The organism is Anaerosolibacter sp., from assembly GCF_029240175.1.
Classification (GTDB): Bacteria; Bacillota; Clostridia; order Peptostreptococcales; family Thermotaleaceae; genus Anaerosolibacter.
Genome location: NZ_JARBTM010000016.1, coordinates 191739 through 207368 on the forward strand (window position 1 = coordinate 191739; position 15630 = coordinate 207368).

General features: G+C 37.4%; 15 protein-coding genes. 2 read left to right on the forward strand and 13 right to left on the reverse strand.

All coding sequences use genetic code 11. The features are described 5' to 3' along the window. Positions 1 to 51: 51 nt before the first annotated feature. The 3 genes from K0R93_RS12780 to speB form a co-directional block, all read right to left on the reverse strand. On the reverse strand, positions 52 to 2127 hold the full coding sequence (locus K0R93_RS12780) for a sensor histidine kinase (RefSeq protein WP_300301916.1): 2076 nt from the start codon (positions 2125 to 2127) through the stop codon (positions 52 to 54). Further along, the gene (locus K0R93_RS12785) at positions 2102 to 2788 is read right to left on the reverse strand and encodes a response regulator transcription factor (RefSeq protein WP_300301918.1); all 687 of its coding nucleotides are present in this window, start codon (positions 2786 to 2788) and stop codon (positions 2102 to 2104) included. The genes K0R93_RS12780 and K0R93_RS12785 overlap by 26 nt, the downstream gene beginning before the upstream one ends. A 171-nt stretch (positions 2789 to 2959) precedes the next feature. Then, the gene (gene speB, locus K0R93_RS12790; protein WP_300301920.1) at positions 2960 to 3883 is read right to left on the reverse strand and encodes an agmatinase; all 924 of its coding nucleotides are present in this window, start codon (positions 3881 to 3883) and stop codon (positions 2960 to 2962) included. A gap of 339 nt (positions 3884 to 4222) precedes the next feature. On the opposite strand from speB, the gene K0R93_RS12795 reads away from it, so the two are divergent. Next, complete coding sequence (locus K0R93_RS12795) at positions 4223 to 5539, forward strand: pyridoxal phosphate-dependent aminotransferase (RefSeq protein WP_300301922.1); 1317 nt, start codon at positions 4223 to 4225, stop codon at positions 5537 to 5539. Between the two features lie 16 nt (positions 5540 to 5555). On the opposite strand, the gene K0R93_RS12800 is transcribed toward K0R93_RS12795, so the two are convergent. The 8 genes from K0R93_RS12800 to K0R93_RS12835 form a co-directional block, all read right to left on the reverse strand. Next, entirely contained in the window at positions 5556 to 6533 is a 978-nt protein-coding gene (locus K0R93_RS12800; RefSeq protein ID WP_300301924.1) for an alpha/beta hydrolase, read from the reverse strand. 72 nt (positions 6534 to 6605) lie between these two features. Further along, complete coding sequence (locus tag K0R93_RS12805; RefSeq protein ID WP_300301926.1) at positions 6606 to 7169, reverse strand: GNAT family N-acetyltransferase; 564 nt, start codon at positions 7167 to 7169, stop codon at positions 6606 to 6608. 64 nt (positions 7170 to 7233) lie between these two features. Next, a complete protein-coding gene (locus tag K0R93_RS12810; RefSeq protein WP_300301929.1) occupies positions 7234 to 7800 on the reverse strand; it encodes a GNAT family N-acetyltransferase in 567 nt (188 codons plus the stop codon). 78 nt (positions 7801 to 7878) lie between these two features. Beyond that, positions 7879 to 8634, reverse strand: a complete 756-nt coding sequence (locus K0R93_RS12815; protein WP_300301931.1) for an epoxyqueuosine reductase — start codon at positions 8632 to 8634, stop codon at positions 7879 to 7881. A gap of 174 nt (positions 8635 to 8808) precedes the next feature. Continuing rightward, on the reverse strand, positions 8809 to 9498 hold the full coding sequence (locus tag K0R93_RS12820) for an AlkZ-related protein (RefSeq protein WP_300301933.1): 690 nt from the start codon (positions 9496 to 9498) through the stop codon (positions 8809 to 8811). A gap of 66 nt (positions 9499 to 9564) precedes the next feature. Next, complete coding sequence (locus tag K0R93_RS12825; RefSeq protein ID WP_300301935.1) at positions 9565 to 9981, reverse strand: pyridoxamine 5'-phosphate oxidase family protein; 417 nt, start codon at positions 9979 to 9981, stop codon at positions 9565 to 9567. A gap of 97 nt (positions 9982 to 10078) precedes the next feature. Continuing rightward, complete coding sequence (locus K0R93_RS12830) at positions 10079 to 10987, reverse strand: helix-turn-helix transcriptional regulator (protein ID WP_300301937.1); 909 nt, start codon at positions 10985 to 10987, stop codon at positions 10079 to 10081. A gap of 127 nt (positions 10988 to 11114) precedes the next feature. Next, positions 11115 to 11894: an EFR1 family ferrodoxin gene (locus tag K0R93_RS12835; RefSeq protein ID WP_300301939.1), complete on the reverse strand. Its 780-nt coding sequence runs from the start codon at positions 11892 to 11894 to the stop codon at positions 11115 to 11117. 360 nt (positions 11895 to 12254) lie between these two features. On the opposite strand from K0R93_RS12835, the gene K0R93_RS12840 reads away from it, so the two are divergent. Next, complete coding sequence (locus tag K0R93_RS12840; protein WP_300301941.1) at positions 12255 to 13274, forward strand: sulfurtransferase; 1020 nt, start codon at positions 12255 to 12257, stop codon at positions 13272 to 13274. Between the two features lie 81 nt (positions 13275 to 13355). Here K0R93_RS12840 and K0R93_RS12845 read toward each other — a convergent pair whose 3' ends face one another. Then, positions 13356 to 13781 carry a hypothetical protein gene (locus K0R93_RS12845; protein WP_300301943.1) on the reverse strand — a complete coding sequence of 142 codons (426 nt, stop codon included), beginning with the start codon at positions 13779 to 13781 and terminating at the stop codon, positions 13356 to 13358. A 123-nt stretch (positions 13782 to 13904) separates the two neighbouring features. Beyond that, a complete protein-coding gene (locus K0R93_RS12850) occupies positions 13905 to 15482 on the reverse strand; it encodes a sensor histidine kinase (protein WP_300301945.1) in 1578 nt (525 codons plus the stop codon). Between the last annotated feature and the right edge of the window lie 148 nt (positions 15483 to 15630).

The window sequence follows — 15630 nt, forward strand, 5'->3', positions numbered from 1 at the left end:
CCTCTTCTCCTTCCTCAGGTTTTTCTAAAACTGATTGCATTACTCGTTGCTTTATTTATTTTTAGGCATATAGATCATCGTCTTAAATAGATCTCCATCTACCTGTATATAAAATTTTCCCTTTTGCATATCAATCAGGCTTTTCGCTATGGACAATCCTAATCCACTGCCTTGACTGCTTCTGGATTCATCTCCTCTTTTAAAGCGCTCCATCAGTTCATCAGCTGAAATATTTAACTCATAGGCTGAAATATTTTTGATGCTGAGTACTATTTCACTGCCTAAATCTTCAATATCTATATATACCCTTGATCCGCTAAGGGCATATTTAAATATATTGGACAATAAATTCTCTATGGCCCTCCACAACAGTTTTCCATCAGCTGTAATATATACCTTCTCCTTCGGATAATTCATCCTAAAATCTAATGCTAAATCTTCGATTTTATCATTTAGTTCTCCTAAGCCCTGGGTCATCAAGGATACGATATCTATTCGCTCGAAGTTTACTGGAATACTTCCACTGGAGGCCTTTGCTGCTTCAAACAAATCATCGGTTAGCGTTTTTAGCCTTTGAGATTTTTGATCCAGTACTTCTATATATTCTTCTACCTTTGATGGATCTGTTTCTTGTTTCAATAGATCAACATAGGTGATAATGGAAGTTAACGGTGTCCTTATGTCATGGGATACATTGGTGATCAGCTCTGTTTTTAAACGCTCGCTTTTCAGTTCATTATCCACTGCATTTTTCAGACCATCGGCGATGCTGTTGATATTGGCAGCAAGTCTCCCGAATTCTCCATTTCCTTCTACATCTATGGTATGGTGAATATCTCCCGCCTTGATCCGCTCTACCCCTTCTTTTATGGCATTAAATGCCTTGATTCTCTTAAGCGCAAACCAACCCGCTATCCCTATAGTTACCGGAAACATAAAGAACGTTAGGGCAATCAGCAGGGGATATCCAATGACAATCAGCACAAGCTTTACACCCACACTTCCGCTGTCATATACATCCTTTATAAATTTAAATATATTATAGAAAAATCTATACACCAAAGTATGCTTTAGCACTGTTCTATTTTTAAAGTGCTTCACCAATGATAGAACGAAGAGTAATCCTAATGTAGCAATTGGTATCGTTATTGGAATAATCCATTTTTGGATATTTTGTGTACCTATCTCATCCACCAGTCCAATCCACAGACCTATCAGTCCTAAGCATAGACCTAGATTCACATCATTATATAGTCTGTCTATTGTATTCAAATGGACCTCTTTGTCTTTAAAGGATTCCCTTCCGATCACCAGTACCAAATATATAAACGATAGTATTAATCCTAATAGGAACCCTGCTAATCTATATAACCCTTTGGTGGCAACTATTTTATCTTCCTTCCACTCTTTGATTTTAGGATTTAAGAATGCTTCTGTAAAAGCAATATACGCCACATCACTTTCCTGATCTAATTGATCAATACTAGGTGTAATCCAATAATAACGTTCATTTTTTTTGATTTCTTCTGGGTAAATCTCTTGTGTATATTCTTCGAACACCATATAAGATGGGTATGTTATAAAGTGCTCCTTCTCTGTCTTTGTACTATTGGTAAATACAGTTTCACCATCACTGATATAATATAAAAGATCTTTATACTCTTCTACCCTTTGCAGCAGTAAATGATATTCTCGCAAATCATTCTTTATCATCCTATCCCTTGCCTGAGTAATTTTGTCTGCATAGATTTCTTTAAACTTTTCATAGTTCGCCTCTTGGCTTAATTCAGGATTATAGCTTCTAGAGTTACTTTGAAAGTCTAAAAATAAATTGTCCTCCTCACCTCTCAGTTCCTCTTCTGTAATGGATCCGCCGCTTAAAATGTGCTCTTCATTTTTATATTCACTGATGAGTCTTTTCAGATCACTCAAAACTTTCTCAGTTTCTCTTATATATGCCCGACTGAGAAAGTAATCCTCTTGAAAAACAGTGTCAAAATCACCATCATTTAATACCACCACATTTACAAATTGTGTGATTGCACCTGTGAAGCATAGAATCACCATGATAAAGACAATAATTTTTGTTGCCACTGAATGGCTATAATTTTTCAACTTTGTATCCAATTCCCCACACCACCTTCAAATATTTTGGCTCTTTCGGATTGATTTCAATTTTCTCTCTGATTTTTCTTATATGCACTGTCACAGTATTTTCTGGACTAAAGGCTGTTTCCTTCCATACCTTCTCATAGATTTCCTCTATGGAAAACACCCTGCCCGCATTGGCAGTCAGCAGCTTTAATATCTTATATTGCACCGGCGTAAGATGAACCTCATCGCCATCGACAGTGATCGTCTTACTCTCATCATCAATCACCAGCCCACCCGTTTTATATACATTGGTCTTGGTTTCAAGACTTCCTAATGTTGTATATCTTCTCAGCTGAGACTTCACCCTCGCAATCAACTCCAGTGGATTAAAGGGCTTGGTCACATAATCGTCCGCTCCCATATTTAATCCCATGATTTTATCCGTATCTTCAGATTTAGCAGAAAGCATGATCACTGGTATATTATTTTCTTCTCTGATCTTCATGGTAGCTCTTAGTCCATCCATTTTCGGCATCATGACATCCATGATAATAAGATGAATCTCATTCTCCTCGATGATTTCTATGGCTTCCATTCCGTTAGAAGCTTTAAATATTTTATAGCCTTCATTTACTAAATAAATTTCTATGGCATCTACAATCGCCTTATCATCATCACAAACCAATATGTTCACAAAAGATCACTCCTGTATATGAATTTGTACATAATTATATCACCCCTTTATTATTTGTTCTAAGGTAATAATACCAATCAAATCTTAACAAACTCTTTATATAAATCTTAAGATTTTCTTAATATTAAAGAAAAAAAGCACATCTCGTGTGCTTTCCTATCTAATATTATTTTATTTCGACTGATTCATTTTTCTATAATAGTGGCCCCAACATTCCGTGATGATTTTTCTACCGGCAAATAGCGAAGTAAGTGACGGGTCTAGCTTAGGTGCAATTTCTACCACATCAAATCCTATTATAGGAAGTTCAAACAAGCCCTTGAGCAGATTCAGCAAATCTCGGGAGTAAAGTCCTCCAAACTGAGGTGTTCCGGTTCCTCCAGCATAAGCTGGATCTAGGCAGTCAATATCCAGGGTTAAATAAATTTTGTTGAATGCCGCCATCTGATCTTTTACGGTATCCACGACTTGCTTAACACCAAGATTATGAAAGTCATGGGCATTGATAACGTGAACTTTGTTATCTCTCATGAAAGACAATTCATCCATTTCAATTGATCGTATACCAATAAAGAAAATATTTTCGGTTGAAGCAACATTGTTGAGTTCAAGGGCCCTGCGCTCCGTAGAACCATGGGAGAGGGTATCTCCTTCTAGCTCATTGCAAAGGTCAAAGTGAGCATCTATGTGAATAATTCCAAAGGGCTCATCCAATGCCTTATTAATTCCTCTTTGTACGGGAATAGTTGTAGAATGATCTCCTCCAATCATTGTAAAGAATTTATTTTGTTTTACAATCTCACATACTTGATCTTCAACTTTAGCAAATAGTTCCTCGCGAGTAGGTGCTTCCATATCACCAATATCCAATATTTTAAGTCCAGAAATATCTTCGAAGTACTCCGTAGTTGGTGCTATGATATAAGTAATTTCCCGAAGGGCAGCCGGTGCATCTTTGGCTCCGTTTCTGAAGCTCACCCCTCCATCATATGGAATACCAAAAACAATGATATCTGCATCCGATGTGGGTAAATCCGGTCTATTTAGACCTGCCCAAATAGTTGATTCTTGTATCATTTCCTCTGTTTTTTTCATATACATCACTCCATATCTTCCCGTGAGATTATAATGAAACTCTCTTTATTTATTCTACTTAAAGGGACTATCCCCTTTATATGATCTTTCAGATCAACAAAAAAGATATTTGAAATCCAAGCTGGAACGATTGATCCTTTTATTAAACAAAATAGCTTCATAACCCCTGATTTTTGGTAATTGCTTTTTCATGAAAGTTACATATAAAAAGAAGTGAAATGTATATGAATTGATGATAAAATCATATTGGGTATACCAAAAAAATAATGGTATACTATAATAGACAAGATAATATAACTCCAGAGTTAAAAAATACTTTTTAGAAAAGGAGATTTGTTAATGAGCAAACCAATTTTATCAAGTCACTTCGAATCAAGAAAACCATCGGCAGTTCGACTGGCACAAATGAAATATGAGGAGCGTAAAGTCAAGCCTGAGGCTGTAATCAACGTAGGCATTGGAAACGTTTCCCTCCCGACAAATCCAGCTATGCAAAAAAGAATGTTTTCACTTGATGCACCTGAGAGTCCATTTGCAAAGGGTATCGTGAGATATTCAACGACCGCTGGTTATGTTGAGTGTCAGGATGCTTTTAAAAACATCCTTGCCTGTGAAGGTTTCGATACAAGCAAATTGTTCGTTCAGATAACCGACGGCGGATCTGCTGCTATGGAATTACTTTTAATCGGTGTATGTGGACCTGCTGGTACTGATGAAAAACCGCTTATGATGATCGACCCCGCCTACACCAATTATATTTCTTTTGCAGAAAGAACTGGCCGTAAGACCGTTACAGTAAAGCGTAATTTAGGTGAAGACGGCAAGTACAATCTTCCAGAACTAAATAAAATCGAAGAAGCCATTAAAGCGCATAATCCTGGCGCACTTCTTGTCATTCCTTATGACAATCCTACAGGACAGTACTACGATTATGAAACCCTTAAAGATCTAGCTAAATTGTGCGTAAAATATAACATGTGGATGATCAGCGATGAAGCTTATCGCGAACTCTATTATGTAGAAAACAGCCAACTTGTGAGTATCTGGGGAGTTACTGATGCAGATGTACCTGGTATCGAAGGTAGAAGAATTAGTATCGAGACTGCCTCAAAGGTATGGAACGCTTGTGGTTTAAGAATCGGTGCTTTGATTACGGACAATGCTGAGTTTAATAACCGTTCTGTAGCTGAATATACTGCAAACCTTTGCGCTAATGTAATCGGCCAGTACATATTCGGTGCACTTGCCCATGAAAGCAAGGAACAAATTGCTGACTGGTGCAAAAATATTCGAGAGTACTACAGAGAACAAATCGTGGGTGTATATAACGGTCTAAAGGAGCAAGAACCTGGTCTGATTGTTTCCAGCCCTGACGCATCCATATACACAGTAATTGACGTTAGAAATGTAGTAAAACCAGGATTTGATGCAATTGACTTCGTTTTATACTGTGCTGGGGAAGGATCTGTTAAAATCGACGGCGTTGAAACAACCCTTCTGATCGCACCGATGAAAGGATTCTATGATATTAAAGCAGGCGAGGAAAATCCGGGAAGCACACAATTCCGAATTTCATTCGTAGAAACTCCTGAAAATATGGCAAAGATTCCTGAATTGTTTGTTAAGCTTTTAAAACAGTTTGAAGCACAAAGATAGGAAATATGACCGCCGGCTATGAAGCCGGCGGTTTGCTTTTACCTTGCAAGGGCATGTTACTGGCACTGCCATTTATGTGCTTATTTATAAAACAACAAATTTCTTCTAAAGCTTCTGTGGCCTCTGGAAAAAGGGGGGCCATGGCAGGATAACAATGAAATAGACCCTCTCCAATTCTTAGAGTGACTTTGACGCCTGCTGCCTTGGCCTTTTCTGCAAACCGAACCGCATCATCACATAGGGTTTCATCTTCGCCGGCAAAAATAAGTAAGGGTGGTAATCCTTGAAGCTCCCCATAAAGAGGTGATATATAGGGTAAACTAGGGTCTTGATCTCCTGCGTAATGCTTTGCTAAAGCGGGCGCCATTCCCTCAGGAGATAGGCACACCTTGAGTTTCGTTCGATGGGACTCGCCCGTGCACTTAAAATCTGTCACGGGTGAGTAAGCCACTGCTGCCCCTGGAAGGGGTATCCCCTGATCCCGAAGCGCTAACAAGGTAGCTAAGCATAGACCTCCACCAGCGGAATCTCCTACGAATACTATATTTGAAGGAGCAATTCCCTGATCTAGCAGCCAGCCATAGGCTGACAATGAATCCTCTAGGGCTGCAGGATAAGGTTGTTCAGGGGCCAGTCGGTACTCGAAGAGCAATGCAGCTACGCCGCTGGCTTTCACAAATTTTGAAGTAATTGCACGATGGGAATGACACGTACCAGACACATATCCACCCCCGTGAAAATAAAGAATTACCTTGTCTTTTGTTGCGTGGGCAGGCGAAATCCATTCAGCATAGAGGCCATCTATATTTACAGGCGACACTTCGATGTCTTCAGGCAGCTTGCCAAATCTTCCTGCCCCCTCTTCCACCTGTTGCCTAAAGCTGAGGATGGATTCCTTTTCATTCCAATCAATAATTTTCTTTTTAAATTGAAGCTTTAACAAATGACGATTTTGCAATAAAAGCTTGAATAAGCGGCCTCGTAAACTGAGCATTGTTCTCCCTCCTTATATCAGCAGCATTCATCATTATTAAAGAAGCATCCACTTGTTGCATATATCTGATTTTTAAATACGATTATCTACCTGATTGGTATTCTCCAATCTATACACAACCATATGATAAACACGGTTGCTGTAGTATCCTTGATCATCCACTCTATCTATCTCGGTAAACTTGCAGCTTTCAAGAAGTTTATTGGATTTCATATTGTTTTCTTCTGTATATGCATCCAATGCCGTCAATTTCATTTTGTCAAAACCAAAATCTATCACTTCCAATAACGCTTCCTTCATAAAGCCTCTACCTTGATATTCCGGATTAATTCCATACCCTAACTCGCCGCTGCCTTCTTCTAGATTGATATTCCAAATAGAAATTGACCCTATCACCTTTTTTGATTGTCTGTGCTCTATTGCCCAAATGATCCATTTGTTTTCATCAATCCCATTATTCATCTTTTCAATATACGCTTTTGTCTCTTCAGGCGTTTCATCTGGCCTCGTGTCTGTGTATTCATGCATTCTTGAGTCTTTCCTCATCTCCAGCACGTCATGGATATCTCTATGTTCCATTCTTCTTAGTATCAAATTTTTTGTCTCTAAAACAGGAAATGGATCAAAGGTAATCATTGGTTTACCCCCTTATTTTATCGTCTTAATATAATTGCTAGGCAAGTTGTAAAATCAGTAATTGTTAAAGTTTCAACCACATTGTACTCACATTATTCTTCTTTTCTATTTCCTTAAAACCCAGCTCCTGGTACATATTCATCGTACCTCGATACAGCTTTTCAGGTTCGTCCTTGATATCCACTGGAATTGCCAAAACCCCATCAAACCCTTGGGATCTAAAATCATCAACAGCTTGTTTAAGCAAAAGTCTTGCAACCCCTTGATTTCTGTAGTCTTGGTGGATTACAAAGCAAATGACACAGCCCACTTTTTGATCTTTTATGATATGTTTTATGTCCTTCTCGAGCCTTATGTACTGACATACATTGTTAGCATTGCACCAGCCAATGCACTTATCTCCATCAAAAGCTAGGTATCCCTTCATGTTACCAGCCTTTATCTGCTCAATCGCCTCTGTACGATTCTCTTCACCCGTTCTATTTTGCCATTGCTCATAGGAGCAGTTTGTATGGTAAAACCTACAGAAACAAGTGGCCCAATGGGCGGCATGCCCAAAATCCAAGCCCTCAAGATATTCAGTAAATATTGCTGCTAAATCTGGACTTAACGGTTTAATTGTGTACTTCATGGTGCTCCCCCTTTTATAAACATAATAATTTCAGCAAACGAGTAAGGCTATTTGTAAATCAGTATGATCCTGGTCTGATTAAGGCTTCCTAATGGCACAGGGTCCTGCTAGGCACTTTCCACACGCATCTGATTCATCGATATCACTATAAAATCTATCTACCTCACTGCATCGATCATAGCATTTATATCTATCAAATCCATCTTCTGTAAGTGCATTGACAGGGCAAGCTTTAAAGCACACACCACAGGATTTATTCTTCTTCCAGAGGCAGTATTCTTCCTGAATAAGCGGAGTATATTCAAGCTCTTTATCAATAACAAAGCTGCCGTATCTCCCACCACAGCCTTCATTTGTTATCAACATGTTATTCACCCCAAAAGTTCCAAGACCACAGATATACGCCACATGTCTTTGAGACCATTTTGACATCAGCTTCCCATGGTCATAACCAATAATCTTTGCAGGATTTCCTGATGATTCAATACCAAGCATACTCAACTTTTTTCCCATATCTTCTATTACTGTATGGATGAGCTTATTTGTCTCTACATACGCCTCCGCCCATTCTCTAGATACAAAGGGATGATTTTTATTTTCAATAATCAATTCTTTTGTGAAGGGAATAAAAAATGAAACTACAGAGCATGCACTTTGAATAAGATCGCCAGGAAGCAGATGATCACTTATAACAACCTCTTTCAACTTATGAAACAAGGGGTTATCTGCACTTGTAAAACCTACAAGAGGGTTCCTATAAATGCTGGAGTTTTTTGAATTTAAAACAATATTTTGGATCTCATCTTCGATCAAACGATTCAAGCTCACTACCATATTCTCATCTCCCCTATCCATGATGAATTAGCATTTTATGGATATTATATCAATTCATTTGCATGAACTCTATACTATTTCATAAAGTAGCCGCAAACTTTCATGCTAATACTGAAAAGTACCTACAACCTGCGTCGAAATGATCACACAGCCTGTAGGTACCTTTGCCTATATTTAGAATCCAGCAAACCGTTTTAGCCTTGCTGTTTTTGCATGGGGAGCAATCTCTGTTATCCTCTGAACAATTTCATCCATGGCATCTTGGGGCTTGATTCTTTCAGCTTCTTCCATAAGCTTGTCCCCTGCCCATGTCTCTACAGTAGAATATGCCGTAGAAGGCCACCCATATGCTTCTCCTTTATGATTTACTTTTCGTTTCGTACCATTTACTGTGATAAACATACCCATTTGCAGTTCACCCATGGCAGACTCAAACTTAGTATTTAAATCCTTTGTAAAACCACCCAATGCCTTAATCTCATGGGCAGCTAAGATTTCATGCTCCTCAAACAGTGTATAAATCTGCTTTGCATAATGACTAAATAAACCTTCGGAATACAACTCCGAGAAGCTATATCCTTTTCTCCTGGCCGCAAGGAACTTTGGATACCACTTTAGAGAAATAAACCCGGGTTTTTTATCAAATAGCTTTCCATAGGCTGCTTTATGATCCTGTTCAATCTGTATACGCCATGGCCATGGATCAGACGGCAGATCTGTGTGCCACTGTTCCGGTGTTGTTAATTCCGATAGATTGATAAATTCAATACAGTTATTTGAAAAAGGCATAAAGCCTATGTCCTCCACGACGGAGACAAAATCTACATATTCAGTAACCTTCTGACCTTCGCAGTTATTAGGCATCCTTGCCACCCCCTGTTTTTTCTCTAAGTACCCCTTTGCTATAAACGCTTACGCCAAATGATTCAATCATGCGTCCAAGGAAAACTTTTCAAAAACATTATCTATCCACAGTATTGCATTCTTTGTGTTAAATTTCAATATACAATACTCAGGGTCTGTTACACCTCCAGGAAAATGATTGATAAACCAGTCAACCCATAAAGCCTCTTTAATATCCATATCATGAATGATTTCAATATTTCCAGTTAGCGTAATCCCATCCTTTGCGCTGCTATAGCAAACACTGGCCTTATTATTCTCCATATAATGCTTTACTTTCTCAGAATTAGTTCCCGTTGCAAACCAAATCGTTTCTAATCCCTCTGCTTTAATGTTTGACATGGCAACAGCTCTCGGCATTCCCCCTTCATCCACTGAACTTAGTACAGTTGTTTCTGCATTTGAGATCATGCTAACTGCCTTTTGTCTGATATTGTTTCCCATAAATTCGTCCTCCTTTTTCTCAAAATTGAAATTAGCTTCTAGCAACTCTGCTTTCTTACTAAAATAACATAATGAACATGCCAACAGTGTGTCATGTTCATCTATACATGTTCAAAATATTTTTTGAATTCCTTTTCAGTTCTTCAATAATGGAGTCTGGTGATAAAACATATACTTGGTCCCCAAGGCTTAGTATAAACTCCATTGCATATTGGTGATTGGTATATACTAACTGAAATTTCATCCGATTATCCTCTGTAATTTCATAGGCGTCTGTTCCATATTGATCAATAATTTTATATTCCTGGGATCGATCAATAAGCATTGTTACGACTTTCTTTTCACTGTCAAAGTAGCTGTCCAAGTTAAGCCTTTCTTCAGGCAAATCCCGGAGTGTAAATTTTGTCTCCGTGATTTTAAGATTGCTGCACCGATTAAGCTTAAAAAGACGAAAATCCTCCCTTAACTGGCAATACCCAAACACATACCATGCAGACCATTTGAAAGTGATAAAGTAGGGCTCTATGTACCTTTGTGACAGTCCCTTGTTAGAAAAGTAATCGAAGGAAACCTTCAGGTTATTGTTGATGGCCTCTCTGAATAGACTTATTTTCTGTGATAGATTGGTTTTATAAAAAGAAGTCAAATCAATATAAATATTACTATTAACTGATAGAATATCCTCTTGTTTTGGCGATAGCTTGTCTAGCAGGTGTTTGATAGTGGTATTGTTTGATATACTTTCAATACTTTTTAGTCCAATTAAAATATTATCAAGTTCATCATTCGTCAATACGCTCTTATCCAGTTTGTAACCCTCTGCAATACCAATTCCCCCACCACCCCCTTGATAAGTAACAATCGGTATACCGGCTATACAAATATTTTCAATATCCCGATGAATGGTACGAATAGATACCTCAAATCTTTCAGCCAAATCCTTTGCTTTTATTCTCTCATGATTCAAAAGCATTGTTATTATTCCAAGTAGCCTGTCTATTTTCATACAAACACCCCTAATGACCAATCTACGTTTCAACTCATCGTTGTTTCAGCAGTTCCGTGTTACTCCGTCGACTCAATATCACTTATGGTACGGTACATGATAATGGATCACAAGAACTATTGGGAGACTACTCAATGAGCTCTTTAAGACTCACAAAGGGATTCGTATACCGTTCCCGTTCTTGTGTTTTCTTACCGTACTGAATAGCTTGTTTAGGGCACCATTGGATACAGGCTAGACATTGTTCACATTTTTGATTCCAAGCTGGCTTTCCTTCCTTGATCACGATATTATTTGCTGGGCAAACTCTACTACATATCCCACAATGATCGCACTTACTATCCGCCCAAAACGACTTATCCATTTTGGGAAATTGCGGCATAGATACACGATAAAGTGCTTTACTTAGGAAAAAGTTGGCCAGGGCTGAACCAGATTCTATGCCATGCTCTTTCTGATTTTTAATGGTGTCTACAATCTGGTCGATGCTATTGTTCCAGTTCTCGAACATTGCTTTCTGTCGTTCCTCAGATATGGCCCCTCCCCATATGATATAGTTTGTAGGCATTTCTACGATAAACCCCGATGAAAGCTTTATGTTTTGCTGGGCAAGTCTTTTCTGGGTCTGTAGGAGAGTTCCTGCTGCAGATGCTCCACAGGTAGCTATGGCAAAAAAGTACCTTCCATGCTCCGTTCGAAGTTTTTTAATGAATTCATCAACCATCAAAGGCATCCCCCAGCAATAAACAGGAAAAACGATTCCTATGCTGTCTGCCGATATATCAAGTTCTGATTTCATAGCTTTGGGAATAGAGATCAAAGTTGTATTTCCTAGTTTTTCCGATAAGTCTTTTGCCACTTTTAATGAATTACCTGTTCCAGAAAAATAATAAATGCTTGTTTTCATGAAAATGCATCTCCCATTTTAATATTGTGTTTCATTATCTAATACGTTAATTATCTATCAATTGTTTCCATTTTACTTAAATTCTTTTATGATCATCAACAATCTAAGACCGCTGTCCCTTATATGCTATATGAAAAAACAATGGCAATCTGGTCTATCATTAGATATTTCTATTTGACTAGTTATTCATAATCCTGTAACATAATCATCGGTAATTGGGACTGCAAACCTTTAAGTCTATTGCCAATATGGATCAACAAATCGATTCAAAGTGATTTTTATAGACTTATGCAGTCGTTTATTTTTGCAAGTCTATTTTATATAGAATAGTAATGAATACTTATAGGGGAGAGTGTTTTTGTGAAAAAGAAATTACTTAGTATTTTGCTTTGTTTTGTAATGGTTGCTGCATCTATCGTTGGTTGTGCTCCTAAATCTGAAGAACCAAATAAGCCAGAAGCACCTAGTCCAACAGAGAGTAATCCTGTTGAAACTTTAGCAAAAACAAAAGTATTTGTTTCTGCAGATTGGGTAAAAAGTGTAATTGATGGAAATCAGCCTGAGTCAAAAGATTACGTAATCATTGAAGCTGCTTGGGGATTAGTCAATGAAAATAAAAGCTATTTAGAAGCCCATATACCAGGAGCAGTACATTTGAACACCGATGATATCGAAGAACCAACCTATTGGAATATAAGAACTGGAGATGAAATTGGAAAGGTTATGTCCAATTATGGTATAACCAAAGATACCACTGTTATTGTTTATGGTGCTGATTCCGGTGCAACAAGAGTTGCTTTTGTATGTCTTTGGGCGGGTGTTGAAAATGTGAAAGTAATTGATGGTGGTCTAGATGCTTGGAAAAATGCAGGATATGCAACGAATGAAGGTATAGAAAATCCAAAGACAGCAACAAGTGATTTTGGTGTGACAATACCAGCACATCCTGAGTACGTTTTAGCTATGCCTGAAGATGTAACAGCTGAAATGGAGAAAAATGATACATTCAGATTGGTAAGTATACGAAGTTTAGATGAATTTAATGGTAAAACAAGCGGATACAGCTACATAGAAAAAGCAGGAGAACCAAAAGGTGCAGTATGGGGCCATGATGAAGCTGACTACCGCAATGAGGATGGAACTTTTATTGATTTTGATAAAGCTGTGGCTATGTGGAATGAACAAGGACTCACCGCAGATAATGAACTCGCATTTTATTGTGGTACTGGCTGGAGAGCAACGATTCCATGGTTAATGGCCTATGAAAACGGCTGGAAAAACATAAAGTTGTATGATGGTGGTTGGTTCGTATGGCAGATGGACCCGAATAATCCAGTGCAAGCGATTACACCAGAAGAAGCAGCAGCTCAATACAAATAAATTCAATCATTGAAATGTCTGATAGCCAAAAGGCTTTCAGACATTTTTTTGTTTAGAGTGCAGCAAAATATCCAGCTCTAGCTACACCGAGAGGTTTTTTAAATACACAATCGTTTTTATATCTTGTATCAATGCAACAATCGCCAATGCAAGGCTGGTAAAATAGTAAGATCGATAATTTTCTGGAGAAAAGAATAAAGCGAAAAATACAAATGCAAGGGTGACTATCACTTCCACCAATAACATGGGTAATGCTTTTTTACGCCCAATTTCATTATCTTTTTTTATTAAAGCATATAGAATAATAATAATAGACAATAGTACTAACAATACAATTGAAATGGTTTGTAGTGTTTCAATAGGATATTTGGCCTCCCATTGTTGGTTTATGTATATTACATACCTCATCATTCCCATCTTTTTCATAGAAAACATCTGTATCCCATATGCGGTAAACAGAAAAAGTACTTGGAGTATTATGAGTACCCAATTAAAAATTTTCTTCATCCTAAATATCCCCTTATATTCAATGTCATATTGTTATTCTGCCAACATTTTTATTACTTCGTCCAATGAGAGAACATTAGCAAGGCATAGTCCAAGGTCGTCTATATTATTGTTCATTATGTCTTAACCAACAGCTGAATATATATCTGAAAACTCAATATTAATCCTCTCTATATGCGCTTGTTTCAATTTTATATTATGTTGTTCTATTTTCTCTTCAACTTTTTTAATAGGTAGATTTATAACAAAGCTTGTCCCTATTCCTTCCTTACTCGCAAAAGTGATCGTACCACCATGCATTTCAACAAGAGATTTTACAAGACTCAGCCCTATGCCACTACCCTCATGCAACCTTGTAAACATTCTGTCTATCTGACAGAACCTTTTAAAAACTTGGCTTTGTTTATCTTCAGGTATTCCGCTGCCATTATCCTCAACCATAATGCACAAACCGCTTTCCTTAATAGTAGCATTAACTACTATCTTTCCACCTATAGGGGTAAACTTTATCGCATTAGAAAGTAGATTTAATAAAATCCTTTCTATTTTTTCATCATCACAAGCCATTATTAATTCTTCCACATCCGTGTTGAATATTAGATTTATCCCTTTATTCTCTATATAATCAGATACAGACATTGTGATTTCTCTAATGGCACTAATTATATTACAGTTTTTTAGGTGTAGTTCAAAAGCCATCGCATCTATTTTGGAAATATCTATAAGATTGTTAATAATTCGTAGAAGCCTAAAACAGTTTTGCTTCATTGTGGCTATATTTCTTATAACCTTTTGTTCACTTTCATGATACTGATTATTATTTATGTATAACTCCATAAGCTGTACAGAGCCTAATATTACATTTAAAGGTGTTCTTAATTCATGAGAAATGTTTGAGAAAAATTCTGTTTTCATCTTGTCATTTTCTAATATTTCATCAATAATTTGCTTTTTCTCGACTATGCTTTGCTTAAGCAATCCAGCTTCCTTTTTATCTGTAATATCCGTCATTACCCCAACGATCCCGATTGGAACCTCCCTGTCGTTGGTAAAAACCCCTTTGTTAAGGATAATATCTCTTAAACTCCCGTCAGCAAATTTAACTTGTAACTCATACACTGTTTTATTTGAATTCTCGATCAGCGCCTCGTCTATCTTATGATGAATATTCGCTTGTTCTACATCAAGAATGTCAAAAACATTTTTGCCGATAAGTTCCTGATCGCTAATGCCCATGGCAGTCATATATGCACGGTTACAACCAATGTATTTGTAATTTAAATCCTTAAAGAAAATAGGGCTTGGGATTGTATCCATCAAACTTTGCAGCAGCGTCAACTTCTCATTTAGCTCTGTTTCTATCATCTTTCTTCTCTCTATTTCACCACTCAACTCTTTATTCTGTGTCGCTATTTCCTCCGCAAAACCACCAAAGAAATATGCAATCACATAGTATACCAAAGTGCCTAAAAACATAGAAATCATACCTTTTTCATAATCCACGTTTATACCTAGGGCAAAGTTGATAAATCCAAAAACTACCCATATTGTCGCAGTGATTATGGCATGCTTACGATTCATTTTTACACAGCTTATTATTATAAAAACTAGACCTAGAATGCCTTTGATAGACATTGGTATGAAGGGAAGTACATTTATAAGCACCATAAGAGCGTTATAAAAAAAATATTTCTTTTTCATATGAATCCCCCTTTTGCTTTAACTAAATGTATACTACCACAAAATTCGGAAAATTTATATGGTTTCCCCAGCGTCTTACGATAATAATTTCACAAAATGAATAGGGATGGTTACAATTAACCATCCCCAAAGCTTCTTTTAAGGTATT

Bases quoted from the DNA above. Each gene is read 5' to 3' on its own strand.
- K0R93_RS12830 (WP_300301937.1), bottom strand. From the start codon at position 10,987: ATGAAAATAGACAGGCTACTTGGAATAATAACAATGCTTTTGAATCAT.
- K0R93_RS12825 (WP_300301935.1), bottom strand. From the start codon at position 9,981: ATGGGAAACAATATCAGACAAAAGGCAGTTAGCATGATCTCAAATGCA.
- K0R93_RS12815 (WP_300301931.1), bottom strand. From the start codon at position 8,634: ATGGTAGTGAGCTTGAATCGTTTGATCGAAGATGAGATCCAAAATATT.
- K0R93_RS12795 (WP_300301922.1), top strand. From the start codon at position 4,223: ATGAGCAAACCAATTTTATCAAGTCACTTCGAATCAAGAAAACCATCG.
- K0R93_RS12800 (WP_300301924.1), bottom strand. From the start codon at position 6,533: ATGCTCAGTTTACGAGGCCGCTTATTCAAGCTTTTATTGCAAAATCGT.
- speB (WP_300301920.1), bottom strand. From the start codon at position 3,883: ATGAAAAAAACAGAGGAAATGATACAAGAATCAACTATTTGGGCAGGT.
- K0R93_RS12845 (WP_300301943.1), bottom strand. From the start codon at position 13,781: ATGAAGAAAATTTTTAATTGGGTACTCATAATACTCCAAGTACTTTTT.
- K0R93_RS12805 (WP_300301926.1), bottom strand. From the start codon at position 7,169: ATGATTACCTTTGATCCATTTCCTGTTTTAGAGACAAAAAATTTGATA.
- K0R93_RS12850 (WP_300301945.1), bottom strand. From the start codon at position 15,482: ATGAAAAAGAAATATTTTTTTTATAACGCTCTTATGGTGCTTATAAAT.
- K0R93_RS12820 (WP_300301933.1), bottom strand. From the start codon at position 9,498: ATGCCTAATAACTGCGAAGGTCAGAAGGTTACTGAATATGTAGATTTT.
- K0R93_RS12835 (WP_300301939.1), bottom strand. From the start codon at position 11,894: ATGAAAACAAGCATTTATTATTTTTCTGGAACAGGTAATTCATTAAAA.
- K0R93_RS12810 (WP_300301929.1), bottom strand. From the start codon at position 7,800: ATGAAGTACACAATTAAACCGTTAAGTCCAGATTTAGCAGCAATATTT.